This is a genomic window from Aliarcobacter trophiarum LMG 25534 (genome assembly GCF_003355515.1).
In the GTDB taxonomy this organism is placed as follows: Bacteria; Campylobacterota; Campylobacteria; order Campylobacterales; family Arcobacteraceae; genus Aliarcobacter; species Aliarcobacter trophiarum.
Window position 1 is genome coordinate 1,819,626 of sequence record NZ_CP031367.1, and the last position, 24,838, is coordinate 1,844,463.

21 protein-coding genes, 2 tRNA genes and 3 rRNA genes are annotated in these 24,838 nt (G+C 31.8%); 10 read left to right on the forward strand and 16 right to left on the reverse strand.

Translation table 11 applies throughout. The features are described from left to right. Positions 1-9: 9 nt before the first annotated feature. Together ATR_RS09340 and mnmG are read right to left on the reverse strand one after the other, a co-directional pair. A complete protein-coding gene (locus tag ATR_RS09340) occupies positions 10-1,710 on the reverse strand; it encodes a hypothetical protein (protein WP_115429202.1) in 1,701 nt (566 codons plus the stop codon). 70 nt (positions 1,711-1,780) lie between these two features. Then, positions 1,781-3,649, reverse strand: coding sequence for a tRNA uridine-5-carboxymethylaminomethyl(34) synthesis enzyme MnmG (mnmG, locus tag ATR_RS09345; RefSeq protein ID WP_115429204.1), 1,869 nt, complete (start codon positions 3,647-3,649; stop codon positions 1,781-1,783). A gap of 106 nt (positions 3,650-3,755) precedes the next feature. Between mnmG and ribE the strand changes: the two genes are divergently transcribed. After that, positions 3,756-4,370 carry a riboflavin synthase gene (ribE, locus tag ATR_RS09350; RefSeq protein WP_115429205.1) on the forward strand — a complete coding sequence of 205 codons (615 nt, stop codon included), beginning with the start codon at positions 3,756-3,758 and terminating at the stop codon, positions 4,368-4,370. Positions 4,371-4,382: 12 nt separating this feature from the next. On the opposite strand, the gene mreC is transcribed toward ribE, so the two are convergent. The 7 genes from mreC to ATR_RS09385 are packed head-to-tail and all read right to left on the reverse strand — an operon-like array spanning position 4,383 to position 10,903. After that, positions 4,383-5,207 (reverse strand): rod shape-determining protein MreC, encoded by an 825-nt coding sequence (gene mreC / locus ATR_RS09355; RefSeq protein ID WP_115429207.1) that lies wholly within the window; start codon positions 5,205-5,207, stop codon positions 4,383-4,385. Between the two features lie 10 nt (positions 5,208-5,217). Beyond that, positions 5,218-6,258, reverse strand: a complete 1,041-nt coding sequence (locus ATR_RS09360; protein ID WP_115429209.1) for a rod shape-determining protein — start codon at positions 6,256-6,258, stop codon at positions 5,218-5,220. 2 nt (positions 6,259-6,260) lie between these two features. Beyond that, on the reverse strand, positions 6,261-7,481 hold the full coding sequence (gene clpX, locus ATR_RS09365) for an ATP-dependent Clp protease ATP-binding subunit ClpX (RefSeq protein WP_115429211.1): 1,221 nt from the start codon (positions 7,479-7,481) through the stop codon (positions 6,261-6,263). Further along, positions 7,474-8,277 (reverse strand): acyl-ACP--UDP-N-acetylglucosamine O-acyltransferase, encoded by an 804-nt coding sequence (lpxA, locus tag ATR_RS09370; RefSeq protein ID WP_115429213.1) that lies wholly within the window; start codon positions 8,275-8,277, stop codon positions 7,474-7,476. The genes clpX and lpxA overlap by 8 nt, the downstream gene beginning before the upstream one ends. A 12-nt stretch (positions 8,278-8,289) precedes the next feature. Beyond that, positions 8,290-8,733, reverse strand: coding sequence for a 3-hydroxyacyl-ACP dehydratase FabZ (gene fabZ, locus ATR_RS09375; protein WP_115429215.1), 444 nt, complete (start codon positions 8,731-8,733; stop codon positions 8,290-8,292). A gap of 53 nt (positions 8,734-8,786) precedes the next feature. Continuing rightward, the gene (lpxB, locus tag ATR_RS09380) at positions 8,787-9,830 is read right to left on the reverse strand and encodes a lipid-A-disaccharide synthase (RefSeq protein ID WP_115429217.1); all 1,044 of its coding nucleotides are present in this window, start codon (positions 9,828-9,830) and stop codon (positions 8,787-8,789) included. Continuing rightward, positions 9,827-10,903 carry an epoxyqueuosine reductase QueH gene (locus ATR_RS09385; protein WP_115429218.1) on the reverse strand — a complete coding sequence of 359 codons (1,077 nt, stop codon included), beginning with the start codon at positions 10,901-10,903 and terminating at the stop codon, positions 9,827-9,829. The genes lpxB and ATR_RS09385 overlap by 4 nt, the downstream gene beginning before the upstream one ends. A 348-nt stretch (positions 10,904-11,251) precedes the next feature. On the opposite strand from ATR_RS09385, the gene ATR_RS09390 reads away from it, so the two are divergent. Next, positions 11,252-11,527 carry a hypothetical protein gene (locus tag ATR_RS09390; protein ID WP_115429220.1) on the forward strand — a complete coding sequence of 92 codons (276 nt, stop codon included), beginning with the start codon at positions 11,252-11,254 and terminating at the stop codon, positions 11,525-11,527. On the opposite strand, the gene ATR_RS09395 is transcribed toward ATR_RS09390, so the two are convergent. Further along, entirely contained in the window at positions 11,524-12,870 is a 1,347-nt protein-coding gene (locus ATR_RS09395) for a sodium-dependent transporter (RefSeq protein WP_115429222.1), read from the reverse strand. The two genes, ATR_RS09390 and ATR_RS09395, sit on opposite strands and share 4 nt — an antisense overlap. Before the next feature lie 102 nt (positions 12,871-12,972). On the opposite strand from ATR_RS09395, the gene nfo reads away from it, so the two are divergent. Beyond that, positions 12,973-13,815, forward strand: a complete 843-nt coding sequence (gene nfo, locus ATR_RS09400) for a deoxyribonuclease IV (RefSeq protein WP_115429224.1) — start codon at positions 12,973-12,975, stop codon at positions 13,813-13,815. 106 nt (positions 13,816-13,921) lie between these two features. Here the strand turns inward: nfo and rrf are convergent. The 5 genes from rrf to ATR_RS09425 form a co-directional block, all read right to left on the reverse strand. Continuing rightward, a 5S ribosomal RNA gene (gene rrf, locus ATR_RS09405) occupies positions 13,922-14,037 on the reverse strand. Between the two features lie 158 nt (positions 14,038-14,195). Beyond that, positions 14,196-17,109 (reverse strand): 23S ribosomal RNA (locus ATR_RS09410). A gap of 373 nt (positions 17,110-17,482) precedes the next feature. Next, positions 17,483-17,558 (reverse strand) — tRNA-Ala (locus tag ATR_RS09415). Positions 17,559-17,567: 9 nt separating this feature from the next. Further along, a tRNA-Ile gene (locus ATR_RS09420) sits at positions 17,568-17,644 on the reverse strand. A gap of 125 nt (positions 17,645-17,769) precedes the next feature. After that, positions 17,770-19,287, reverse strand: a 16S ribosomal RNA gene (locus ATR_RS09425). The 16S, 23S and 5S rRNA genes sit together here with 2 tRNA genes alongside, the layout of an rRNA operon. Positions 19,288-19,714: 427 nt before the next feature. Here ATR_RS09425 and ATR_RS09430 point away from each other — a divergent pair. Next, on the forward strand, positions 19,715-20,413 hold the full coding sequence (locus ATR_RS09430; RefSeq protein WP_115429226.1) for a Bax inhibitor-1/YccA family protein: 699 nt from the start codon (positions 19,715-19,717) through the stop codon (positions 20,411-20,413). Between the two features lie 35 nt (positions 20,414-20,448). Next, positions 20,449-20,853 (forward strand): thiamine-phosphate pyrophosphorylase, encoded by a 405-nt coding sequence (locus ATR_RS09435; protein WP_115429228.1) that lies wholly within the window; start codon positions 20,449-20,451, stop codon positions 20,851-20,853. Here ATR_RS09435 and ATR_RS09440 read toward each other — a convergent pair. Beyond that, the gene (locus tag ATR_RS09440) at positions 20,805-21,497 is read right to left on the reverse strand and encodes a methyltransferase (protein ID WP_115429230.1); all 693 of its coding nucleotides are present in this window, start codon (positions 21,495-21,497) and stop codon (positions 20,805-20,807) included. The two genes, ATR_RS09435 and ATR_RS09440, sit on opposite strands and share 49 nt — an antisense overlap. A gap of 82 nt (positions 21,498-21,579) precedes the next feature. Here ATR_RS09440 and secG point away from each other — a divergent pair, with 82 nt between their 5' ends. From secG to ATR_RS09465, 5 genes are read left to right on the forward strand one after another with little or no spacing between them, the layout of a single operon-like run. Beyond that, the gene (gene secG, locus ATR_RS09445) at positions 21,580-21,933 is read left to right on the forward strand and encodes a preprotein translocase subunit SecG (protein WP_115429232.1); all 354 of its coding nucleotides are present in this window, start codon (positions 21,580-21,582) and stop codon (positions 21,931-21,933) included. An 18-nt stretch (positions 21,934-21,951) separates the two neighbouring features. Continuing rightward, the gene (gene frr / locus ATR_RS09450; RefSeq protein WP_115429234.1) at positions 21,952-22,509 is read left to right on the forward strand and encodes a ribosome recycling factor; all 558 of its coding nucleotides are present in this window, start codon (positions 21,952-21,954) and stop codon (positions 22,507-22,509) included. 2 nt (positions 22,510-22,511) lie between these two features. Then, positions 22,512-23,120 carry an orotate phosphoribosyltransferase gene (gene pyrE, locus ATR_RS09455; protein WP_115429236.1) on the forward strand — a complete coding sequence of 203 codons (609 nt, stop codon included), beginning with the start codon at positions 22,512-22,514 and terminating at the stop codon, positions 23,118-23,120. Next, positions 23,120-23,608, forward strand: coding sequence for an RDD family protein (locus ATR_RS09460; protein ID WP_115429238.1), 489 nt, complete (start codon positions 23,120-23,122; stop codon positions 23,606-23,608). Before pyrE ends, ATR_RS09460 begins: the two co-directional genes overlap by 1 nt. Continuing rightward, positions 23,595-24,683, forward strand: a complete 1,089-nt coding sequence (locus tag ATR_RS09465) for an MFS transporter (RefSeq protein WP_115429240.1) — start codon at positions 23,595-23,597, stop codon at positions 24,681-24,683. The genes ATR_RS09460 and ATR_RS09465 overlap by 14 nt, the downstream gene beginning before the upstream one ends. The last annotated feature ends 155 nt before the right edge of the window (positions 24,684-24,838 follow it).

Below are 24,838 nucleotides of genomic sequence, written 5' to 3' on the forward strand. Positions count from 1 at the left end.
AGAAAATAATCAAATAATTTTATTCAATAATCCAGCATACCAATTAGCAAGCTGGATTTCATTTAAATTTTCATTTCTCTCATGGTTCTTTTTAGTAAATTTAGGGTTAGTTTGAGAATATCTTTTTAGCATATTATCTATTCCACTATCTTCTTTAAGATAAAGATTTATAAAAAAATCAAAATTACTATTTTGTATTTGTGAATTAGATATTATTACCCAAGTTGAACAAGCAGAATAAGTATTATTTTCTAATTCTAATAATCCTACATAAGAATTCTCATATTTAAACGTTGCTGTTAAATATTGTCTAGGTCTTTTTTTTATTTTACATTTTGGATTGATTTTTGTTTCATCATCTTTAAGTGTATATTGAGGTAAATCTTTTTTCCCATTTAAATGAAAATCTTTTATATCAGTACGTTGCTGTAAAAAGTTTATATATTGATTGAAAACTACAAAATTATCTATTTCAGTTAAAGGTTTAGATGAAGATTGTTTTAAAAATTCACTTGAAATAACAACTTTTCTAATAGTTTTATTTCCTTTAGAAGATGACTCAGTTAAACTTTGATCAGTTATATCATCGGTTTGTTGCTCTTTATAAATTTTTAGTAAATCTTCTAAAATATCTCTTGATGAAGATTCTTCATCTACAGGAATATTATTTAAACTACCACAACTTTTTTTTCTATCTTTTTGATGATAAGTTTGAGTATTTCTTTTACTTGCATGTGTTATTTTTAAAACTTCAGATGTTTCATTTGGGATGTCTTTTTCTACTTTTGGAAGATTCTCTAAATTTCCTAAATTTAAAATAACTTTATTTTTTTCTATAATTTTTGTTAATTTATCAAAACCTATATCTGAATAATCATTTGTAATTTCATGAATAAAGTAATACTTTTCATTCGTTTCTTTATTTGTAACAAGCGAACTTCTAGTGTCAATTTGAAATTCTTCTTTTGTTGGGAAATTAAATTTCAAATGCATTTTATACATATCATCATCAAAATTGTTTTCTTGCATAAATTTCAAATAGTTATGGATATATCCAGATACATTATCAAACTCTTTAATTGCATTTTTTTGACAAGCAAATCTATGTATGAAAGCTGCATCTTCATCTGTTCGATAAGTTGGTAAAACTATTTTTGCATTGGCTCTATCATCTTCACACATAATGTATAATTCATTTAAAGTAGAGTCTAGGACAGCTTCTCTTAATTGTGAAAATCTAAAATAATAATATATTCCTATAGTAAAGTGAGGAATGATTATTTTAATATCATCTTGCTCAACTAAATAACAATTAATATTTTTTGCATCTTTAAGAAGTTTATAGTTCCATCCTAATAAAGTTCCTATACTTTCCTGTTCTAGGATATCTTTTAGTTTTTTTTCATTATTTTTATTAATAAATTTTGTATTTATTTTAAAGTTTTTATCTACAATATCTTTATTTAAATATTTTTCAGTTTTTTCACCATTTTTAAATGATTTACAAAGAGGATAGTGAGTAAATAAAAGTTCTGGAGATACTCTGTAAGTAAATATTTGATTTTTAGACATATTTTTAACAACAACTTCGTAGTAACTATTTCCAAAACTCTCTTCATCAAGTGCTATTCTTAGAGGCAATAAGAATTGAAAAGTATCATTTGGGTTATCTTTCATAAACTCTGGAATGATACTTCTCTTCTTAGCCATATCTAATTTATCCTCTCATTATCAATTTTTAATGTACATATTATCACTATTTAATGTCCATTCTCATTGTTTAATGTTTGTGACAATTATTATTCAAATTCAAATGTATAATATCAATAGCAGCAGGAGTTATCCCAGAAATTAAACTTGCATTATAAAGTGTTGGTGGTTGGTTTTTCTCTAACTTTTCTATAACTTCATTTGAAAGTCCTGGAAGTCCTTTATAACAAAAATTTTCAGGAATTCTTAGTTTAAGCATCTTCTTCATTTTTTCTATCTGTTTTTGCTGTTTTTGAATATATCGATAATATTTTGCTTCTATAATAATTTGTTCTTTTAGATACAAATCAAGCTCTTTTAAACTAGGAACCAAAAAATCAAGTTTTTCTATATCTATAGTATTTCTTCCTATTAAATCTATTAAAAGAACTTTATCATTTATCTTTTCTTCACCAATAGAGTCCAAAAGTTCCAAAGTCTCTTTTTTTGAAGTTATCCAGCTATTTGCCATAAACTCTACTGCATCTTCTAAAACTTTTCTCTTATTTTCAACATTTGTAAAAGTTTCAATATCTATAAGTCCTAACTCGTACCCATATTTTGAGAGTCTAATATCAGCATTTTCTTCTCTTAAAAGAAGTCTATACTCAGCACGGCTTGTAAACATTCTATATGGCTCAGAAGTTCCTTTTGTAACTAAATCATCTATTAAAACACCAATATATGCCTCATCTCTTCTTAAAATAAATGGCTCTTTACCATCGATTGCCAAACTAGCATTTATACTTGCCATCAATCCTTGAGCAGCTGCCTCTTCATAACCAGTTGTTGCATTTATTTGCCCTGCATGATAAAGATTATTTAATTTTTTTGTTTCAAGTGTATGTTTTAACTCTGTTGGGTCAACATAATCATACTCAATAGCATATCCATATCTTATAACTCTTGCATTTTCTAAACCTTTAACTGAAGCTATCATCTTTTTTTGTATTTCAATAGGCAAAGAACTTGACATTCCATTTATATAGTATTCTGTACATTTTGCTGTTTGTGGCTCCAAAAATAGTTGATGTCTCTCTCTTTCACTAAATCTTTTTACCTTATCTTCAATACTAGGGCAATATCTTGGACCTAAACCCTCTATTTGCCCTGTATAAATTGGGGCTCTATGAAAATTTTGTGAAATAATCTCGTGAGTATCAAGGTTTGTATAAGTTACATAACAAGGATATTGTGTTGGGTTAAAACTCTTTTTATCTGTTCTAAATGAAAATGGTGTTGGTTTTATATCTCCTCCATGCATATCCATAACTGAAAAATCGATGCTGTTTGCATCTATTCTTGATGGTGTTCCAGTTTTCAGTCTTCCTACATTTAAACCCAACTCTTTTAGCTGAATTGATAAAGTGCTAGATGGCAACTCCCAAGCACGACCAGCACTATAAGTATTTTCTCCAATATGGATTAATCCTCTCATAAATGTTCCAACTGTAAGAATAGTTTTCTTTGACCTAAACTCCTCTCCTAGTTTTGTCTTTACTCCTAAAACTTCACTATTTTCAACTATTAAATAACTCACCTCATCTTGATAAATATCTAAATTTGGTGTAGAGTGACAAACTTTTCTCATATACTCTTTGTAGAAATCCATATCAATTTGAGCTCGTGTACCTTGAACAGCAGCACCTTTTGAGTCATTTAATACTCTAAACTGAATTCCAGTTGCATCTGTACAAAGTCCCATTTCACCACCTAAGGCATCTAACTCTTTTACCAAATGACCTTTTGCTAAACCTCCAATAGCTGGATTACAACTAGCAGCTCCTATTTGTTCAACAAGCATAGTTATTAATAGTGTTTTTTTTCCTAATCTTGCACCTGCTAATGCTGCTTCAATTCCAGCATGACCAGCTCCAACAACGATAATATCGTATTGCATTAATTTTCCTTTTTATAAAGCAGATTTGATTTTTAAATATTAGTAAAAATTAGCTTCTTATGATTTTTTGGCTATTATAACTAAATTTTATCTAAAGGTTTTTTAAGTGTTTACAGGTTTAATAAGAGAAATGGCAAAGGTTGAAAGTTTTTCAAATAATATCTTAACTCTAAAAGCAAACTATAAACCAAAAATTGGGGACTCTGTAGCAGTTAATGGTGCTTGTTTAACTGTAATTAAAATCTCAAATAACTCTTTTAGTGTAGAGCTATCTCCTGAAAGTACAAGCTTACTTGCTCTTGAAAACTATAAAAATGAAGTTCATATAGAACCAGCTATGCAAATGGGAGATAGATTTGAGGGGCATATTGTGCAAGGACACATAGATTGTGTCGGAACTATTAACAAGATAGAGAAAAGTGGTAACTCAAAAGATTTCTATATAGAAGTTCCAAAAAAATTCTTAAAATATATGATAGATAAAGGAAGTGTAGCTATTGATGGAGTCTCTTTAACTATAAACGAAGTTTTAGATAATAGTTTTAGACTTACAATTATTCCTCATACTATAGAAAATACCCTTTTTAAAACTTACAAAGTAGGAAGTAGAATAAATATTGAAACAGATATGTTTGCAAGATATATTTACAATATGTTTAAAAAAGATGATAAAAATAGTCTATCATGGGGTGAAGTTGATAAAATAATGTCTAGATACTAAATTGAGTGAAATTCAATCTTTTATTTGCTCTTTGTTTTCTATATTTTCTAGTATATTATTATCTTTAGCTTCAATATTACTATTTGCTCGATATGTATAAAAGAATCTCTTTTTTAGAGGATTTGCATAAGGTTTTATTGTTGCAACTTTCATCTCTGGAAAATCTTTTACATCTATAACTTTACCAACTCTAAGACCCTCATAAAAGATATTATCCATTCCTGAAGTCATAACCTCATCTCCAATATTTATATCAGCCCATACAGGAATAAATTTTACAGATAATAAATTACTCTCATCATTTGCAGTTGCAATTCCAGGGTTTTTCTCATCTCCTATAAAAACAGCATAGGTACAATCTTTGTTCCCATTTAAAAGTCCTATACTTTTCCCATTTTTAGTCATAGAAATTCCTGCTGCATAATTTTCAGATATTAGTCCAGAAATTTTATTATCACTAGGAACTTTATCTAACCAAATACTTGTAAAATCATCAAAATCTATGTATGACAAGACTCTAACAACTTCAATTTTAGAGTTAACTTCTGGAATTTCTATGTTTTCTAAAAAACTTTTGAGATTATCTACTTTTGAGATTGTAGTATTATAGAGTACTTTATACTCTCTTAACTCTAAATTCTCATTTTGAAGCTCTATTATTAGTTTTTCTTGCTCAAAATGATTTGCAAATCTTTCAGAAATATTTATATATGTCTCTATATATGATTTTTTAATACTTGCAAATATTTTGAACTCTTTTGCCAAAAACTCATCTAATTCAAAAAGATAAGATAATCCAGCAACAATAAATAGAAATAAAAATAAGAATCGCTTCATCTACAATAGTTTAAGAGTTTTTCATATCTTCAATGATTTTTAAAAGACCTGGTTCATCTAAAACCTGACTTGTTCCATAAGCTACTGATAAAAGTGGCTCTTCTGCAATTTTTACAGGGATTTTTACAATTTCAGTAAGATATTTATCCAACCCTCTAATTAATGCTCCACCACCTGTTATTATAATTCCATTGTCAACAACATCTCCAGCTAAATCTGGTGGCATATTTTCTAATACGCTTCTAATTGCACTTGCTATCTCTTTAAGAGGCTCTTTTATTGCAATTCTAATTCCTTCACTTCCTAGCTCAATTGTAGATAAATATCCAGAGTGATCTTTACCTTTTATTTGGATTTTTAGTTCAGGGTCAAGCTTAACAGCTGCTCCAACTTCTATCTTAACTGTTTCAGCTGTTCTTTCACCAATAAATAAATTGTAATTTTGTCTTACATACTCAATAATTGATCTATCTATCTTATCTCCACCAACTTTAACTGATTTACATAAAACTAATCCACCTAAAGATGTAACACCTATTTCAGTAGTACCTCCACCAATATCAACAACAACATGCCCTTCTGGATCACTTACTGGAATACCAGCTCCAATAGCTGCTGCCATTGGCTCTTCTACAAGGAAAACTTCTCTAGCTCCAGCACTTAAAGCTGATTCTTCAACTGCTTTTCTCTCAACTTGTGTAATACCATATGGAATACAAATAATTACTCTAGGTCTTATAAATGATTTTCTTGAGTGTGCTTTTTCAATAAAATATCTAATCATTCTTTCAGTCATCTCAAAATCTGCAATAACTCCATCTTGCATAGGACGAACCGCTTGGATATTTATAGGAGTCTTTCCTAGCATTCTTTTTGCTTCTTGCCCAACTGCTAAAATTCTATCTTTCCCTTGTCTATCTCTTTGTACTGCTACAACAGATGGCTCATTTATTATAATACCTTTCCCTCTTACGCTCACAATTGTATTTGCTGTACCTAAGTCTATCGCCATATCGTTTGAAAAAACGCCTATAAATTTATCTAAAATCATACTTATCCTTTAATAACTTTTGGTTCTTCTTTTTTTAAAACTACATCTTTTGTAATCACTATCTTCTTATTTTTGTACTTTGGAATATCAAACATGATATCAAGCATAATATCTTCCAAAATAGACCTTAAACCTCTTGCACCAGTTTTTCTAGTAATTGCCAAATTTGCCAACTCTAAAAGAGCATCTTTTTCAAACTCTAAAGTTACATTATCCATTTCAAATAGTTTATTGTACTGTTTGATTAAAGCATTTTTTGGCTCAGTTAAAATATGAACCATATTCTCTTTTGTAATCTCATTTAAAGTTGCTATCATATGAAGTCTTCCAATTAACTCTGGAATTAAACCATATTTTACTAAATCATCTGTCTCAACATTTGATATAACTTTATCTTGTTCTTCTTTTGATTTTTTATCTTGATTAAAACCTAAAACATTCGCACCTTGTTTTCTTTTTATTATATCTTCAAGTCCATCAAAAGCTCCACCACAAATAAATAAAATATTTGTAGTATCAACTTGTAGTGAGTCTTGTCCTGGGTGTTTTCTCCCACCTTTTGGTGGAACATTTACAACAGCACCTTCAACAATTTTAAGTAAAGCTTGTTGTACACCTTCACCTGAAACATCTCTAGTAATACTTCTATTTTCACTCATTCTTGCAATTTTATCAATCTCATCAATAAAAATAATTCCTCTTTGTGCTTTCTCAATATCACCACCAGCAGCCTGAACAAGCCTTGTTACAACATTTTCAACATCATCTCCAACATATCCAGCTTCAGTTAAACTAGTAGCATCTGCAATTGCAAGCGGAACATCAAGGTATTTTGATATCGTTTGGGCTAAAAGAGTTTTTCCACTTCCTGTTGGTCCTATTAATAAAACATTTGATTTGTTTAATTCAATTTCATCTTGCAACTCATCTTTTCTAAAAATTCTTTTATAATGGTTATATACTGCAACTGAAAGAACTTTTTTTGCTCTATCTTGTCCTATTACATACTCATCTAAAATCTTTTTTAGCTCTGCTGGAGTTTTTATCTTTATATTTTCTGTTTTTTTAGTTTTAGGATTTGTCTCATTTTCAACAAAATCACCACTCATAATATCATAAGCTGCTCCAACACAAGCTTTACATATACAAGCATTGTCTCCAGTTATTATAGGATTTGCTTTTGTATCATTTGCTCCACAAAAGTCACATATTAGTTTACTCATCTTCGCTCTTTACAACTCTTTCAAAAGGAATACCTCTTTTTGTATCCATTACAAACTTTGCCATCTCTTTTACATAAGGGTTTTTGTCATTTTCATATAAATCAAAGGCTGCCTCTTGAAGTGGTTTTTTCATATTAAATAGAACTCTAAAAGCATGTTTTAAAGCATCAATATCAGCTCTATTTTCCATTCTTCTTCTAAGACCTACAAGATTTAAGCCCTTTACTAAAGCTTTATTTCCTTCTGCCAAACAAAATGGTGGAATATCTTGAGCAACTGCACTAGCACCTCCAACCATCACTCCTGTTCCAATTTTACAAAATTGGTGAATTGGTGTAAGACCTCCAATAACTACAAAATCCCCACATTCAACATGTCCAGCTAAAGTTACACCATTTGCAAAAATTGAGTTATTTCCAATTATACAATCATGAGCTACATGAGTATATCCCATAAATAGGTTATTATTCCCTATAACTGTTTTAGAGTGCCCTGTAATAGTTCCAGGGTTAAATAAAGTGTACTCTCTAATTTTATTATTATCTCCAATGATTAGTTCAACATCATCGTTTGGATTAAACTTTAAATCTTGAGGAATTGAACCAATTGTTGCATGTGAAAAGATATGGTTGTTTTTTCCAATTGTTGTCTTTCCAGTTATTAAAGCGTGGCTATCTACTATTGTGCCATCACCTATTTTTACATTTTTACCTATAATTGTATATGCACCAATTGTTACATTTTCCCCTAATATCGCACCATCTTCTATTATGGCAGTTTTATGAATATTACTCATGGTTTTCCTAAACTATTTATCAACAATCATTGCTTTAAATTCAGCTTCAGCTGTTAATTTTCCATCAACATAAGCCTTTCCTTCAAGTACCATTAAAGTACTCTTCATCTTAACAGCAGTAAGCTCATAATCAAGCCTATCTCCTGGGCGTACTGGATTTCTAAACTTAGCTTTATCTATACTCATAAAATAGATAACTTTCTCTTTCATCTGCTCATCTGTAAGTCCTGAACTTTTTAAAGCTAAAACTCCACCACATTGAGCCATACCTTCAAGTATCATAACTCCTGGATAAATTGGATGTCCTGGAAAATGCCCTTGAAAAGCTGGTTCAGATATAGATATATTTTTAAAACCTTTTATAGATTTGGCTACTTCCATATCTGTAATTCTATCAACCAATAATAGCGGGTATCTGTGAGGTAAAATCTCTTGAATTTGTATAATATCAAACATAATCATTCCTGAATTTAAAATTGCTAAAGTTGAGGATTATAACTAAAAGTAGTTTAGTTTTTTATAATAGTAGCCATATTTCTTGAACTCCCATATTTTAAATACTCTCTCAGGAGCTTTGAATTTTCAAAAAAAAGATTTTTATCAAAAGTTTTATAATCATATAAAAGATTCTCCACACTTACTTCATTTTGTAAGAATTCACTATGAAGTTGTTTTCTACCCATCTTCTCAAAAAAGATATTTGCTAAACCTACAAAATTTAACTTTACAAAAGTCTTTCCTATAAAAAAGTCAAACTTTTTTGCAATATATGAAAGAGTAAAGGGTGTTCCAATTAATGCAGCTTCAAGAGTCGCTGTTCCGCTACATATAAATGCATACTCTGCTTCTAAAAGAGCTTTATGGCTATTTTTTGAGATTATAAAATCATTGATATCTCCATATACTTTTTTTATATATTCATCATCAAATTTAGATGGAATTACCAAAATATACTCTTTATTTGGAATTTTCTTAATTAACTCTTTGAAAATTGGCATAAGGTTTTTTATCTCAGTAGCTCTACTTCCTGGCATAAATACTATCTTATTTGAGTCTATAATCTCTTGCTTGAACTCTTTAATTTCATCAAGCAAAGGATGCCCAACATAAGTTATCTTCTCTTTATCATTATAGATATCACTTTCAAAAGGTAAAATTGAACATAATTTTGTACAATATTTCTCTAAAGCAATTACCCTTTTTCGTTTCCAAGCCCAAGCTTGTGGCAAGATATAGTAGATTATCTCAAGATTTGGATAAGTTTGTCTTAACTTTTTTGCCAAGGGAAGATTAAATCCACTACTATCAAGAAGTAAAACTTTGTCACAATCTTTTGCTAGATTTACTAACTCATCCCTTAATCTAAAAAAAAATCTTAACTTTTTAATAGCATCCACAAAGCCCATAATTGCTAAAGAGCTTAAATCATAAAGAGGATTTCCAAGCTCTTTATCAAAAACCCCAACAATCTCTATCTCTTCTCCTAAATATTTTTTCAGCTCTTTTAAATGAATATTTGATGATGTCTCCATAGCACTTACTAAAATTTTCATATAATCTCCTCTTTTGTATCTTCATATACAGCACTATTTATGTAAATATCATATTTTACATTCTCTATTTTATCAATAACTATTAAAGCAGATAGATCATAAGGATTATTTAAAATTTTATCTCTTATTTCTAGCTCTTCTTTAAAAAGTGGTGGATTAAAGATAAGCTCTTTTATATTTTTGTACTCTTTTTTTGCATATTTGTTAAAAATTTCAAGTTCAATAAATTTTATATCATCACGATTGAAATAGTAAATATCATCTTTTATAAACTCAAGCCTAGCACTACTTTGCCCTTTATTATTTAAAATAGAATATGCAAAGATATATGAAGGAATAACCTCTTTATTTACTATGACTTTTCCACTTAGAAGCCTATAGTTTAAAAACTTTTGTTTGATTATTTTATAATCTTTTTTACTATCTTCTAAGTTATTTCTTGTTTTATAAAGCTCAAGCCTCTCTTCTATTGAATCTGGTAAGATTTGATTTGAAATTGGATTAAACATCTCATCCATAAGCTTTTTCTGGTTATCTCTTTGGATAGTAAGTCCAAATAAACAGCCACAATAGTTTTGTCTATATAAGCTATTCTCTTTTACACTTTTTCCTTGTAACTCCATACCATTTCCGCTTCTATAATCTTTAAAAACAAACTCTACTTCATATTTTTTTTCTAAATATTTTCCAATTGTTTCAAGCTTTTCTTGGGATTTTTTTGGAGATATAAGAAGAGTTGTTGTAAATTTATTATGATTTAACTCTTTTGCTTTTTGTACACTATTTTCTAGCCTATCATCATAACAAACTACACATCTCTCATCTTTCTCAGGTAAATGTTCTAATCCTTTTACCTTTTTTAACCACTCTTCAAGATTATAGCTACCCTCTAATAGTTCTATTCCTAACTTTTTACAAGAGTACTCTACATCTAAATATCTAAGTCTATATTCACTATAAGGATGAATATTTGGGTCATAAAAATAACCTATAATCTCCTCATTTGGATACTCTTCTTTTATCTTTTCTAAAAAATAGTGGCTATCAACTGCACAACATATATGAACAAGCAAATATTTCCTTTTATATAGTTCCTATTGAAAAGAAACCGTTTTTATCTCTACTACTTTTTTAATGGAATTTATAAAAAAATCCCTCTTCAAAGCATAGTCTTTACAACGCAGTGAAGATAAGAAGTAGCTTCTTTTTAGAACTCTCTTTGTGAAAACTATAAAGAGCATAACTACTTATGCTCATAAAATAAATTAAGGTATAATTATAGTTAAAAAATTTTAAACAAAGGATTTACTATTAAAAATATACTATTTCTATCTTTTTTTCTACTTTTTATAACTGGATGTAGTCAAAAAGAGCCACAATTATCTTCAAATAGTGCAACTATTTTATTTAAAACTCCTAAAATGAAATTTCACGATAAAGGTTTTATTTTTAAATACAAAGATTATACTCAAGTACAGATATTTAATGCAGGAGTTGCTATTTTAGATATGAAAATATATGAAAATAAAGTTTGTAAAAGCACTTTTAAATGTCAAGATATAGAGAGTTTTAACAGTGAAAACCTAAGTTCTAGCTATCCAAAAAGTTTCTTGAAAAATCTTTTCGACAAAGATGATAAAGAGATTAGTTATAAAGATAGTGAAAATGGAATTTTAATTAAAATTATAAGAGATTAAAAGTTTAAAACTCCAATCTCTTTTAACATTAAAATAAATATTGCAATTGGTGTTAAAAATCTTAAAATAAATAACCAAGAACTATAAATATATTTTCCCATATATGGTTCTAAACTACTTCTCAAAAGCTCTTTATCCATAATATAACCAACAAATATAGATATTGCAATTCCTCCTAAAGGCATTAAAATTGCACTTGTAAAGAAATCTAAAATATCAAAAATATTTTTCCCTCCAACAGATAAATACTCTTTAAACTCATTTGACATAGATAAAATTGCAAATACTCCAATAAAATAAGCTATAAATGTTATTATCATAGTGGCTTTTGCTCTTTTCACTCCTCTTCTTTCTATTAGATACATTACAGCTGGTTCTATCATAGAAACAGCTGATGTAATAGCAGCAAAAGCTAGAGCTATAAAGAAAAATATTGCAAAAATAGTTCCTATGCTACCCATTTCATAAAAAATTGCTGGAAGTGTAATAAATACAAGTCCAGCACCTTTGTCTGGAGTTGCATTTGCACTAAAGATTATTGCAAAAATGATAAGTCCAGATATAAATGCCGTTAATATATCCATAATCACTACAAAAAATGTAGCCTTTAAAATATGTGTATCATCACTAATTGATGCAGAATATGTAAGTATTGTTGCAACTCCTACAGATAGACAGAAAAAGGCATGTCCAACTGCTATTAAAATAGAGTTTGTATTAAAGTTTGAGAAATCTACATAAAACATAAACTCAAAAGCTTTACCAAACCCACTCATAGTTGTTGAGTATAAAAACATCCCTAAAAAGATTATAAAAAGAGCTGGAATTAAAAGGTTATTTAGCTTTTCTATTCCTTTTTTTACACCTTTTTTGATAATAAAATAAATACTATAAAATACAAGAGAAAAATAAAAAAGCTGTGAAAAAACTCCTGTTTGTGTATAATTTAGAAAATAATTTTCAGCTTCACTTACACTTTTTGGAAGAGTATCAAAACTTAAAACTATATAGTGTAAAATCCATGCAATTACTATTGGATAAAAAGATATTATTAAAACCCCTGTTATAAAAGAAAATCCTATATATTTAAAATACTTGTTATTTTTAGGACTTAAAGTTTCAAATGTACTAACAGCATCTTTTTTTACAATTTTTCCCAAAATAATTTCTGCTATAAAAATAGATAAACCTATAGTAAAAACTGCTAGTAAAAACACCAAAACAAAAGCTCCACCACCATTTGCACCAGTAATATATGGAAATTTCCAAATATTACCAAGCCCAATAGCACTTCCTGCAATTGCTAAAACATATCCAACTCTTGAAAATCTATTTTTATACAAAAAAACCTCTTAATTTTTATCTTTATTGTATCAAAATCTTCATTACAATTTTTAGTCAGCAAATATTTGATACAATCAAAGAAAATATATAGAAAGGTTTATATGAAATTTTTTGGAGCTCATGTAAGTGCAAGTGGTGGAGTTTTTAATGCTCCTTTGAATGCTATGAATATTGGAGCAAAAGCTTTTGCACTATTTACAAAAAATCAAAGGCAATGGAGTGCAAAAGCTTTAGATAATAAAACAATAGATTTATGGTTTAAGAATTTAGAAAAGAGCAAAATTGAAGCTAAACATATTTTGCCACATAACTCATATCTAATCAATTTAGGTCATCCAGATATTGAAGCCAGAGAGAAATCTTTAGATAGTTTTATAGATGAAGTTCAAAGATGTGAAATCTTAGCTCTTGATAAATTAAACTTTCATCCAGGAAGCCATTTAAGAAAAATAAGTGAAGAAGAGTGTTTAGATAATATTGCAAAATGTATGAATATAACTTTAGATAAAACAAATGGAGTAAAACTGGTACTTGAGAATACTGCAGGGCAAGGAAGTAACCTTGGGTTTAAATTTGAGCATCTTGCATATATAATAGATAAAATTGAAGATAAAAGTCGTGTTGGAGTATGTATTGATACTTGTCATATGTTTACAGCTGGTTATGATATTAGAACAAAAGAGGCATATGAAAAAAGTTGGAATGATTTTGAAAATATTGTAGGATTTAAATATTTAAGTGGAATGCATATAAATGACTCAAAACCAGAGCTTGGAAGCCGTGTTGATAGACATGATAGTTTAGGTGAGGGCAAAATTGGTTGGGATGCTTTTAAATTTATAGCAAATGATCCAAGAATGGAAGATATTCCTTTAGTATTAGAGACTATTGATGAAAGTATTTGGGTAAAAGAGATAGAGGCACTGTATAGTTTGATAAAATAAGAATATATTTTAAAAGAGAGGATTGTAGGGAATAAAAAAGCTTACCTTGAATTACTAAGAAAGAGTAAAAGAAGGTAAGCTTATTGTAAAAGTTAAAAACTCAATAAGCTGGCGGCGACCTACGTTTCCACAGGGGGACCCTGCAGTATTATCGGCGATGAAGTGCTTGACTACCAGGTTCGGAATGGGGCTGGGTATTTCCACTTCTCTTTAACCACCAGCAAATTTGAGTGCTAAAAGCTTGAGATAAACTCTTAACACTCAAATTGCGAGATTGAGAAATTTAATGCTAAAGTCTTTTTTGTATATCTATATATATTCAACACATATTAAACATAATAAATATGCTTAATAAGATAGTAAACCAAAGAAAAATTGTTAAAAATAAGCCAAACGTTCTATTAGTACTGGTCAGCTAAAGGGCTTACACCCATTACACATCCAGCCTATCAACCAGCTAGTCTTGCTGGGAACTTCAGGGAAAGTTCATCTTAGAGTTGGCTTCGAGCTTAGATGCTTTCAGCTCTTATCACATCCCAACGTGGCTACCCAACGATGCTCTTGGCAGAACAATTGGTACACCAGTGGTTGGTTCATCCCGGTCCTCTCGTACTAGGGACAAATCTCTTCAACTTTCCTACGCCCACGGAAGATAGGGACCGAACTGTCTCACGACGTTCTGAACCCAGCTCGCGTACCGCTTTAAATGGCGAACAGCCATACCCTTGGGACCGACTACAGCCCCAGGATGCGATGAGCCGACATCGAGGTGCCAAACCTCCCCGTCGATGTGAGCTCTTGGGGGAGATCAGCCTGTTATCCCCGGCGTACCTTTTATCCTTTGAGCGATGGCCCTTCCACGCAGAACCACCGGATCACTATGACCGACTTTCGTCTCTGTTCGACTTGTTGGTCTCACAGTCAAGCTAGTTTATGCCATTATACTCAACAAGCGATTTCCAACCGCTTTGAACTAACCTTTGTAAGCCTCCGTTACTATTTAGGAGGCGACCGCCCCAGTCAAACTACCCACCAGACATTGTCCTGAATGAGGATAACTCATCGCAGTTAGTAACTCAAATATTCAAGGGTGGTATCTCAAGGATGGCTCCGACTCTACTTGCGTCTAGTCATCATAGCCTCCCACCTATCCTGCACATGAATATCCAAGCTACAGTGTCAAGCTGTAGTAAAGGTGCACGGGGTCTTTCCGTCTTTCCGCGGGTAGGAGGAATTTTCACCTCCACTACAATTTCACTGGATCCCTCTTTGAGACAGCTCCCATCTCGTTACGCCATTCATGCAGGTCAGTATTTAACTGACAAGGAATTTCGCTACCTTAGGACCGTTATAGTTACGGCCGCCGTTTACTCGGGCTTCAATCAAATGCTTCGCTTGCGCTGACATCATCAGTTAACCTTCGAGCACCGGGCAGGCGTCACACCTTATACATCCACTTACGTGTTAGCAAAGTGCTGTGTTTTTGGTAAACAGTCGGGAGGGACTCTTTGTTGCAACCTCCTTGGCTTTTGAAAGCAAGTTTCTATACCATGGTAGGCACACCTTATACCGAAGATACGGTGCTATTTTGCAGAGTTCCTTAAAGAGGGTTCTTCCACGCGCCTTAGAATACTCATCCCACCCACCTGTGTCGGTTTACGGTACGGGCAACATATAATATACTTAGTGGCTTTTCTTGGCACGACAGTATCATCGATTCTCCATCTCCTCCGAAGAGTGTCAAGAGCCTGTAAGATCTCGGTCTATTGTTAAGCGGATTTGCCTACTTAACAACCTACATCCTTCGACCCACTATTCCATCAGTGAGCTCGATTAACTCTATGCGTCCCCACATCGCGCTTATATGTTGGTATTGGAATATTAACCAATTTGCCATCGTCTACACTTTTCAGTCTCGACTTAGGACCCGACTAACCCTACGATGACGAGCATCGCGTAGGAAACCTTGGGTTTTCGGCGTTAAGGATTCTCACCTTAATTATCGCTACTCATGCCTGCATGCTCACTTCTATCCGCTCCAGCACTCCTTACCGGTATACCTTCAACGCTGAATAGAACGCTCTCCTACCACTCAATTAAAAATTGAATCTAAAGCTTCGGTGTACATCTTAGCCCCGTTATATTTTCCGCGCAGAATCACTAGACCAGTGAGCTGTTACGCTTTCTTTAAAGGATGGCTGCTTCTAAGCCAACCTCCTGGTTGTCACAGTAACTCCACATCGTTTTCCACTTAGATGTAACTTAGGGACCTTAGCTGTTAGTCTGGGTTGTTCCCCTCTCGACGACGGATTTTATCACCCACCGCCTGACTCCTGTGATTCCACATATAGTATTCATAGTTTGATAGGGTTTGGTACCGCGGTAAGCAGCCCTAGCCCATTCAGTGCTCTACCCCTATATGCTACAACACAAGGCTATACCTAAATATATTTCGGAGAGAACCAGCTATCACGAAGTTTGATTGGCCTTTCACCCCTATCCACAAGTCATCCCGAGACTTTTCAACGTCAATGGGTTCGGTCCTCCACTGGCTCTTACACCAGCTTCAACCTGCTCATGGATAGATCACTTCGTTTCGGGTCTGCAGCATCTGACTATGTCGCCCTATTAAGACTCGCTTTCGCTACGGCTTCGCACTTGGCTTAACCTTGCCAGACACCACAACTCGCAGGCTCATTATGCAAAAGGCAGTCCATCACCCTGATAAATCATAGGGCTCTGAATGATTGTAAGCTAATGGTTTCAGGTTCTATTTCACTCTGCTCGCTGCAGTACTTTTCACCTTTCCCTCACGGTACTTGTTCACTATCGATCTGTAAGTAGTATTTAGGATTGGAGGGTGGTCCCCCCAGCTTCAGTCAAAATATCACGTGTTCCGACCTACTCAGGATACCATTAAAGTTATTGAGAATTTTAATTACAGGAGTTTCACCTTCTACGCTCTAGCTTTCCAACTAGTTCATCTATCCTCTTTAATCTTATATTATGGTCCTACAACCCCCTATACAAGTATAGGGTTTGTCCTAATCCCAGTTCGCTCGCCGCTACTATGGGAATCTCATTTGATTTCTCTTCCTTTGGGTACTGAGATGTTTCACTTCCCCAAGTTCGCTCTCCGTAGAGTAATATATATCTCTATATATTGGGTTGCCCCATTCGGAAACCCACGGATCAAAGCTCTTTGGCAGCTCCCCGTGGCTTATCGCAGCCTAATACGTCCTTCTTCGCCTCTTACAGTCAAGGCATCCACCATTAGCCCTTAATAGCTTATTAAAATCTAATAAAATCTTACAACTTTATTTAGATTAGTTTTTCTTGCCTATAAATATAATTCCTTATATTTATAAATTTGATAATATTCTTTGGCTACTATCTTATTAAACATAAAGTCTAATAATTTAGTTGTGTTATCTATAGTTAAATTTAATTATTACATTAAATCTTAGATATGAAATTTTTTTATTTAAAATTAAATACTTCTATTTAACTTTACGAAAAAATTTTAAAGACTTTAACATTATATTTTTAAATATCTTGCTACTTCAAATAACTAAAGTTATCTCAAGGTAACGCTTTCTGATTAAAACCAGATATAAACTCTTATTTATAAAAGCTTATATCTAACTTCTCTTTCTTTATCTCTATATGGTGGAGAATAGCGGGATCGAACCGCTGACCTCCTGCGTGCAAAGCAGGCGCTCTCCCAGCTGAGCTAATTCCCCATAATAATCTGGTGGGCCTATCAGGACTTGAACCTGAGACCTCACGATTATCAGTCGAGCGCTCTAGCCAGCTGAGCTATAGGCCCCATATTTACCTATAAATTATCTGTTGTTCTTCAAATAATCTTTACAAACTAAATATATGTTGTTAAAAGTAAGTTTCTTTATTCATTTTTTATATTAAGAACCAAATCTTAATATTTTTTCTTTGAAAGGAGGTGATCCAACCGCAGGTTCTCCTACGGTTACCTTGTTACGACTTCACCCCAGTCGCCAAATCCACTGTGGAAGGTAGCTACTTTAGCATCCCCGCTTCGAATGAGTTCGACTCCCATGGTGTGACGGGCGGTGAGTACAAGACCCGGGAACGTATTCACCGTAGCATAGCTGATCTACGATTACTAGCGATTCCAACTTCATGTAGTCGAGTTGCAGACTACAATCCGAACTGGGAGATATTTTATAAGATTTGCTCCACGTCACCGTATTGCAGCTCTTTGTATACCCCATTGTAGCACGTGTGTAGCCCTGGACGTAAGGGCCATGATGACTTGACGTCGTCCTCACCTTCCTCCTACTTGCGTAGGCAGTCTGTTTAGAGTTCTCAGCCGAACTGTTAGCAACTAAACACGAGGGTTGCGCTCGTTGCGGGACTTAACCCAACATCTCACGACACGAGCTGACGACAGCCGTGCAGCACCTGTATATAAGCTTCTGCAAGCAGACACCAATCAATCTCTTGAAAGTTCTTACTATGTCAAGTCCAGGTAAGGTTCTTCGTGTATCGTCGAATTAAACCACATGCTCCACCGCTTGTGCGGGTCCCCGTCTATTCCTTTGAGTTTTAATCTTGCGACCGTACTCCCCAGGCGGTACACTTAATGTGTTAACTGCATTACTGCAAGATCAAGTCTCACAACAACTAGTGTACATCGTTTAGGGCGTGGACTACCAGGGTATCTAATCCTGTTTGCTCCCCACGCTTTCGCATCTCAGCGTCAATAGTGTTCCAGTAGATCGCCTTCGCAATCGGTATTCCTTCTGATCTCTACGGATTTTACCCCTACACCAGAAATTCCATCTACCTCTCCCACATTCTAGATTAACAGTTTTCAAAGCAGTTCTATAGTTAAGCTATAGGATTTCACTTCAAACTTATCAATCCGCCTACATGCTCTTTACGCCCAGTGATTCCGAGTAACGCTTGCACCCCCCGTATTACCGCGGCTGCTGGCACGGAGTTAGCCGGTGCTTATTCATATAATACCGTCATTATCTTCTCATATAAAAGGAGTTTACGCACCGAAATGTGTCATCCTCCACGCGGCGTTGCTGCATCAGACTTCCGTCCATTGTGCAATATTCCCCACTGCTGCCTCCCGTAGGAGTCTGGACCGTGTCTCAGTTCCAGTGTGACTGATCATCCTCTCAAACCAGTTATGTGTCATTGTCTTGGTAAGCCATTACCCCACCAACTAACTGATACAATACAGGCTAATCTCTTACCAATAAATCTTTCCCTTTTATACTTCTGTATAAAAGGAATATAAGGTATTAGCAAACGTTTCCATTTGTTATCCCTTAGTAAGAGGCATATTACCTATACATTACTCACCCGTGCGCCACTTAGCTGACAATTATAGCAAGCTATAACCCGTTCTCGTTCGACTTGCATGTGTTAAGCACGCCGCCAGCGTTCACTCTGAGCCAGGATCAAACTCTCCATAAATTTTTTGATTAAATCTAATTTAATCTTTATGTAGTAGTTGAATCTGACTTTTTTGTTTTTAATTACTTAATTACAAAATTATCACTCAAATTTATAGACAAGTTAATAAATACTCTTCAATATTTATCTCTTGTTCAATTTTTTTTACTTTTAACAATCATGATATTTAGTTTACAAAGATTACTTCATTAAACTCTCAATATCTCTTTTAAAGAACTCTAATCTAACCCCTCGGTCAAATTGGACGGGAATTATAGTGCCTTTTTTCCTCTTTGTCAAGAGCTTATCACTTAATATACGCTTAAATTGTGGAATTCTTTTTTATTAATCTTTTATTTACCATTTTTCAATATCATATTGTCCTAATATAACATTGATATAGTGTTATATATGATTTAAGACTTAAAACTATTAATAAAGGAAAGAGATGTATAACAGAGATTATTTGACAGATAAGACAAATAGCTACTCAAATGAATCATCACAACAAGCATATATAATGAGCTTTTTAAAAGCCACTTATCAACTTTTTGCTGGTTCACTTTTAGCAGCAACAGCTGGAGCATATATTGGATTAGGAATTGTAAACTATATTGCAGGTCCTATGATGTGGGTTTTATTTGCAATTGAATTAGGACTTATCTTTTTTGTAATTCCTAGAGTAAAACATACTCCTGGTGTAAATTTAGCAGTACTATTTGCATTTACATTTATAACAGGTCTTACAATTGCACCATTATTAACTTCAATTTTTGCAATGCCAAGTGGTGCATCTATTGTTGGACAAGCATTTTTGATGACATCTGTAGCATTTGGTGGAATTTCAATGTTTGCTATGACAACTAAAAAAGATTTCTCTTTTATGGGTAAATTCTTATTTATTGCACTTATCATAATGATTGTTGCTGGTATTTCAAATATCTTTATTCAATCATCAATGATGCAACTAATGATTGCAAGTGCTGGAGCTTTACTTTTCTCTGCATTTATTTTATATGATACACAAAATATAATCAAAGGAAACTATGACTCTCCTGTTGAAGCAGCACTTTCACTATATTTAGATTTCTTTAATCTATTTATATCACTTCTTCAAATTCTTGGAATTATGAAGAATAACGAATAAAAAGATGGGTTCATTCCCATCTTTTTTTAACTTCTATGAATAAAAATCACTTAAGACTAATTGACGCAAACCTAAATCGACTTAGAGAAGGAATTAGAGTTGTAGAGGATATTTTTAGATATATCTATAATAATAAAGAGATTTCAATAAAATTAAAAGAGTTAAGACATCTTTCAAGAACTAAAAACTACTATGAACTTCTTGAAAATAGAGATGTAGCAAATGATGTTTTAAGAAATTCAATAAGAAGTGAACAAAATAGAGAAGATTTAAACTCTATTTTAATAGCGAACTTTAAAAGAGCTCAAGAGAGTTCTAGAGTTTTAGAAGAACTTACAAAATTATTCTCAATAGAAGATAGTGAAAATTTCAAATATATAAGATATGAACTCTATAATTTAGAAATTGTTTTAACAAAAATAACTTCAAACTCTAAATAGTTTAAACTATAATCTTTATACAATTGTTTTGCCTTTTTAAAATTTAATTCACTTTTTCCACTTACGCCTGATTTTTTAATATAATCAAAAAGCTCTTTTTTATTTTCAAACTCTAATTTATAAGAAATAGTTTCAAATTCACAAGAAAAATAACTAGAAAATGCCTCTTTTATACTCTTTTCATCTAAAATTGGAGATTTCTGATTTGTAAGTTCTTGAATAGTTTTAAAAGTATTTGAAGTAAATAAAACAACATTTATCTCTTTTGTAATTTTACTTAATTTTTCTACTATTTTTTTTAAATCATTTGACCACTGAAGTGCTGAAGATGATAGTACAATATCAAAATTTTGTTTTTCTATCTCAGAAAAAAACTCAATACTATCAAAATTCAGACATTTTACACTTAGATTTTTTGCTTTTGGGTGAAGTTCACACATCTGTTTTGAACCATCTATTGCTAAATATTTATCAAACTCCCAATTTATATTTGAAAAAATTTGCCCACTTCCACAACCTAATTCTAAAATACTCTTTGGTTTTGATTTTAATTCTCTTACCAAAGATTTTGCACAAATTTGCTGAATGATATTGTATGATTTATACTCTTTTGCATATTTTGAAAACTGATTTTTAAGTTCCATTTATCTCTTTGAATTTTTTTAACATTATTTTAACAAGTTTTAGATAAAATAGACACCATTTTTTAAAAAGGAATTATAGATTATGACATCTACACTTTTAATAGTTCAATTTGTTTTGGCAGTACTTATTGTAATTGTTGTATTACTTCAAAAGAGCTCTAGTATAGGACTAGGAGCATATAGTGGAAGTAATGAATCGCTTTTTGGTGCCAAAGGACCTGCTAATTTTTTATCAAAAGCAACTATGGCTTTAGGACTTGTTTTTGTATTAAACACTCTCTTTCTAGGATATACATATAATCAAGAGAGAAACAAAAGTGCTATTGACTCTCTTAAAATTGAGTCTTTAATACCATCAAGCCCAACAACACAAAACTCAACAACACCATCTGCACCAGAAGCACCAACGGCTCCAGCTTCAGTGCCTGAAAAATAGAATAAAGGAGATATTACTATGTTAGAAGAAGTTTATTCACAAACAAAAGAGCAAATGGAAAAATCTATTGAATCTCTAAAAAGAGACTACAAAACTCTAAGAACTGGTAAGGTAAGCACAAATATTTTAGATAATATCAAAGTTGATTACTATGGAACTATGACTGATTTAAGTCAAGTTGGTTCAGTTTTAGCAACAGATGCTACTACTATTACAATCAATCCTTGGGAAAAAAATCTTTTAGGACTAATTGAAAAAGCAATCCAAAGTGCAAATATTGGAGTAAATCCAAATAACAATGGAGAAGTAATCAAACTATTCTTCCCACCAATGACAGTTGAACAAAGACAAGAGACTGCAAAAAATGCAAAAGTTATGACTGATAATGCAAAAGTTGCTATTAGAAATATTAGACAAAATGCAAATACAAAAATCAAAAATCTTCTTAAAGATAAAGAGATAACAGAAGATGATAGTAAAAAAGCTCAAGATGAAGTACAAAAAATAACTGATGGTTTTGTAGCAAAAGCTGATGAAACTCTAAAAACAAAAGAGAAAGAGATTTTAACGGTATAAAGATGAATATAGAACAAATTTATAAAGATTCAAGTGCTCTATTGGAAGGGCACTTTAAATTAAGCAGTGGTAACCACTCACAATTTTATTTACAAAGTGCAAAAGTTTTAGAAGATCCAAAAACTGCAAAAATTTTAGCTGAAGCCTTAGCAAATGATATTAAGAAATCAGGAATTAAAATAGATGCTGTTTGTGCTCCCGCTCTTGGTGGCTTAGTAGCTGGTTTTGCTCTTGCAACTGCTTTGGATGTAAGATTTATCTTTGCAGAAAGAGTAGATGGAAATATGGCTATAAGAAGAGGATTTGAAGTAAAACAGGGAGAAAAATATCTTGTTTGCGAAGATATTATAACAACAGGTGGAAGTGCTTTAGAAGCTGCTGCACAAATAGTAAAAGATGGTGGAGAAGTTGTAGCTTATGCAGCTTTGGCAAATAGAGGCTTTTGTAAAAGAGTGGGTAGTAGCATTGAGAGAAAAGATAACTGTAAACTTCCTCTTGATAAACCACTTTTTGCACTAGAAGATTTTGCTTTTGATATGTATGCACCTGAAAACTGTCCTATGTGTAAAGCTGGAACTGTTGCTATTAAACCAGGTAGTAGAGGAAACTAATGGCAAAATGGAGGGATGTAAAACAAAATAGAGTAAAATTCACAGAAGATAACTCTAAAAATATTTTGCACTCTTCAATTGTCTCTATTTCAAAAAGGTTTAGAGCCTTTTTAACTGATCTTTTTTTAATCACAACTCCTATTTTATATATTGTAATTTATCTTATTTTAGATGGCGGAGATAGTTTTTCACAAAATAGAACTCTTGGTTGGTCTATAATTCTTATAAGCACTTTTTTTATTTTAGCTATATTTTGGCTTAAAAATGGGCAGACACCTGGATTAAAAGCCTATGATTTAAAACTTGTAGATAATAAAACAAAAACTAGAGTATCTATTTTACAAATTTTTATTAGATATCTTTCGACTCTATTTTCAATAATTCTTGTTGCTCCACTATTTTTTGTTTTTTTCAATAAAGAGAAAAAAACTATTCAAGATATTTTATCTAATACAGTTATTATAAACGAAAAAGATGCTCTTTTTTAATATATCAGCATTTTATTTTTTCTATTTTGCTGCTGTTGGTATATATGTAATATTTTTACCAAAAGTTTTAAATGATCTTGGATATAATGCTTTTGATATTGGAACTGCTTTAGCGATTGCTCCTTTAATGAAATTTTTAATGCCTTTTTTATTTTTGAAACATATTAATTTAAGCCAGTCTATGTTTAAAAAAGCACTATTTATCACTGTTTTAGCTGTAGCACTTTTTTATATCACAATAGAACATTTTTATCTTTTTATGCTAAATAATGCTATTTTAGCTGCTTGTTTATCTTTAATTTTACCATATCTTGAAGTTACAACTGTAATTATTTTAGGGAAAGATAGATATGGAAAAGCAAGACTTTTTGGCTCTATTGGTTTTATGATTATAGCCTTAGTTTTGGCAAAATTTTTAACAACTCCATTTGTTGCTCTGCACTACTACCTAGCAATTGTAGTTTTAACAGTACTATTTGCATTACTTTTATTGAAAAATGATTTGGAAGAGAAAATAAATCAAATAAGCGATGAGACTTTCTCTTTTTTTAAGTATCTTGCCTTTTGGATTAGCATATTTTTTATGCAAGTTAGTTTTGGTGGGTTTTATAACTTCTTTACAATATATGAGATAGAGCATGGTCTATCTTTAGAAACTATCTCTTATCTTTGGGCTTTTGGTGTTATTTGTGAAATTTTAATGCTATATTTTCAAGCACCAATTTTGAAAAATAATCTTTTAACTATAATAAAGTTTTGCATAGGAGTAACAGCTTTTAGATGGCTACTTTTATATTTATACCCTAACTCTATTGAAATTGTATTTTTTACTCAAGCTATTCATGCCTTTTCATTTGCACTTTTTCATAGTGCTGTTGTTATTTATCTATACTCACTTTATGATAATAAAAAACTAGCTCAGCAGTTTTTATTTGGTGTAGGTTATGGTTTTGGTGCATTTATAGGTGCTTTATTTGCTGGTGCAGTTTATGGAAAATACCTATTTTTATTTAGCTTTATTTTTGCCTTTTTCTCTTTTGTGGCTATCTGTTTTGTGAAAAAAGAGAGAATATAAGTTAAAAGTTTATAACTTATCATTAACTACATTTTTTAAATATAATTATCTTACCTAATTTTAATTTCCTAATCAATTATCTTAGTATTTAAATTACTTAATTAAATAATATACTGTATTATGTTACTATTAGTATAAATAAATAAAAGGTATCA